The sequence below is a fragment of the Indolivaga alginatilytica genome, assembly GCF_003201355.1.
In the GTDB taxonomy this organism is placed as follows: Bacteria; Bacteroidota; Bacteroidia; order Bacteroidales; family Dysgonomonadaceae; genus Dysgonomonas_A; species Dysgonomonas_A alginatilytica.
The window spans coordinates 1-3,455 of the sequence record NZ_QICL01000064.1 but is presented as its reverse complement, the minus strand read 5'-3'; the positions used below and the strand labels follow the sequence as shown (position 1 = coordinate 3,455).

1 pseudogene is annotated in these 3,455 nt (G+C 40.7%); it reads left to right on the top strand.

Annotated features, from left to right (window positions below):
* Positions 1 to 3,455: pseudogene (locus tag CLV62_RS21850) on the top strand (toxin TcdB middle/N-terminal domain-containing protein); the annotation flags it as partial.

The window sequence follows — 3,455 nt, the reverse complement described above, 5'->3', positions numbered from 1 at the left end:
GGTCAGCCGCTCAGAAGCTATACTTTTGCTTATAAGCAAGGGGCTTTTAATACCAATATATTGGATAAGGTGACGCATCTGGATGCTTACGGGGCCGAGTTTGCGTCACATACAATGGAGTATTATGACGATGTAGATTCGAAAAACGGGTATAAACCGTTTAAGAGTGATGCTGAGACGTGGAAGTTACATGATGATGATATTAATGCCGGATTTTTCAATCCGGTGGCTAATCTGGGAGTTCCCGGATTTAGTGATAAAGCAAGTGCTTTGGGAGGAAGTGAAACTGCGACTAAAAATATATCGGCCTATCTTGGAGTTGGTATCGGCAGCCCAATCAGTAAGGATTTATCTGCCGGAGCAAGTTATAGCTATACATCTTCGAAAACAGAAGGATTAATTACGCTTGTTGATATAAATGGAGACGGACTGGCAGATAAAGTATATAGAAAGAATAATGGTTTATACTACAGACCGAATATATCTCAGACATCAGATACAGAAGTTAAGTATGGAGATGATATTAAGATCATCGGAAATATTTCCCGTTTTTCGAGAAGTAAAAGCAAAGTAAATGCCTGGGGTCCTAAAGCCTATGCGAAAGTCGCATCCGCAGGTTATGAGAAAGGTAAAACCGAAAGTATCACTGATACTTATTTTGCCGATGTGAACAATGACGGATTAATCGATATCGTATCAGATACTAAAGTCTATTTCAATCATATCGAAAAAGATGCAGCCGGAAATCTGGTTCCGACCTTTACATTAAGCAGTGGAGATACGCCAAGCCCAATTATGGGAGGAGGAATTATTGACATTAGTGATATGGAGGTAGATCCCGCAGAACAGGAAGAGCTAATTGCCGAATCGCCATTGCTCGATGTTGTCCGCGTTTGGGAAGCACCATATACCGGAACAATAAAGATTGAAGCAGACGTACAGCTACTAGCCCCAACAGACAATTTTGATACAGATGAATATGCCAAGGCTGATGGAGTCAGAATAGCAGTACAGCTAGGTGGAAATGAAATACCGGAACTGGTAAAAGTTATTCCAAAAGAAAATACAGATGTTATTCCTCTACTAAAAAGCGGGATTAATGTTGTTAAAGGACAGAAAGTGTATTTTCGTGTGCAATCCGGAACAGATAAGATGTCCAATGGTGCGTTTGATGTGGTCAGATGGTCGCCAATAATAACATATACAAACCAAACAAATCTCATTGATCCGAATAACTATGGCACAGCCGTATTCAAGGCTTCTGAAGCAGATTTTGTGAGTGTTGAATCACCCAATAACATACCTTCGGATGTGTCCAATATTACAGTTACGGGAAATTTTGTAAAACCGATTACTTCAGACAGTATAATCCTGAAAGCGATATTGTCAAATGATCAACTAATCAATGATGGAGACGGGAATGCAATAAACAACCCGGCTTATAGTGGTCAGGTCGTTGTATATGAAAGAATATTTGCTAAGGATGAACAATATAACGGCAACCTTTCTTTCAGTTTCAGTAATAATATTCAGGGAGTGAATCTTCAACTAGTGATAGACTCCAAATCGAGTGTGGCATCCGAGAGCCTAAAATGGACTCCTTTTGTAGAATATTTATCCAATGGCATAAATACCAAAAATGCAGCGGTTGTCTATCATACCAACTATAGTACAACCTTATTTAAAGGAGATATCTATACAATGGCAACTGCCGGCACTATAAGTATTGCACCTTCTTTTTCAGCACTATTGGCTTTGCCGGCACCGGCAATTAACGGAAAATTAATGATGGTTGTTAAATCTACTTCCGGCATATTGTCTAAAAAAGAAGTGGTTGTCGTTAATGGAATAATTTCAGCGGCATCCACTATCTCAAATTTGGCTGTTGCAGCAGGAAATATATGGATAGAGTATTATGTTGAAAATAAAGATGTGAATTTTTTCACGGCATTGGGTACTCCTACGGCCACAGTTACTTCTACCGCACAGACCAATATCAATGTAAGTGCTTATACAAACAGAGCATTCGATGGCTATGGAGCTGTTTACCGCGGATGGGGCCAATTTGTATATAATGCTAATGAAGGGAGATTTGGAAATCCTATTAATGAATCTCTTTTAAAGCTTCCTGAAACAGAGGGCGATGCAGATCCTATGAAGATGGTATTTCTGCCAATGGCTTTAGAGGGGAAAAGTAAAGCATATTGGGTAGGACAAGACCCGTTGACATTTATTAATGGAGATTTAATGGCCAGTTCCCGACTCGGAGAACAGGATGTTGTAATGACCAACCCTCTAGCCGGATTTGGACAAACATCACAAACAACGGGTAGCTGCATACTGGGCTCAGCTGCTTCAGGTATTGAGTTGAAAAGTAAGAGTAGCAGTGATGGCCTTTTTGCAGGTGCAGGTGTAGGTGCGTTTTCCGGAGATGTCAGTAAATCGACAGGATGGGAGCAAAATATTATGTCTTTTACGGATATGAATGGAGACGGATTCCCTGATATTGTTTCTCAAAGCGAAATAAAATATACCAATACCAAAGGAGGACTCGATGGAGAAGTACTGGGCGGTAATTTTACCCATTACAGTAAGAATAATAGTGTTTCCGGTGGCGTTGGCGGAGGAGGTGTCATATTGTCGTCCTCTACTACTTCCGGAGAGAGAGGTAATACAAGATTTAAGGATTTTACACCAACCGGAAAGACAGGGGCAACAGCAACTAAAATAAAAGATTTGAGTAATGAAGCCTTAGTCAGTTCCTTTAACGGTTTGAATAAATTGTCTGTATCGGGTTCTGTCGGTGGATCTTATAATGAAGATTATACCGATTACACCTTACTAGATGTGAATGGTGATGGCTTACCGGATAAGATATTGTCGGATAAACGTGTACAATTAAATTTAGGTTATGGATTTTCAGAGCCGATTGACTGGCAAATAGAAAAAATAAGTAGTGGTCATAGCTGGACAATCAATGCCGGAGGGGGACTAGGATATTCAATTAATAAGGGTAGTTTCTCAGGTGGATTTGGAATAACAACTGCTTCAAGCCAGGTTGACTACCAGTTGTTGGATGTAAATGCAGACGGGTTGCCGGATAAGGTATGGAAAGATGGTGATAACATACAGGTCGCACTGAATACAGGTAATAGTTTTGCACCCCCTATGCTATGGCAGGGATTCAGGGATATCAGTAAATCCTCTTCAACATCAGAATCAGCTAATGCTGCTGCAACATTTGGCTTTATCATACCTCTGACTCCTATAAAGATAGTTATTAATCCGGGTGGTAGTATCGGGCAAAGTATGAGCCGTCCACTCGTAGACCTTCGTGACGTTGACGGTGACGGCTTCCCCGAAATCGTCTCTTCCGACGAAGACGGCAAGATGACCGTATATCGTTCTACCATTGCACGTACCAATAAACTGAAATCCGTAAACAATCCATTAGG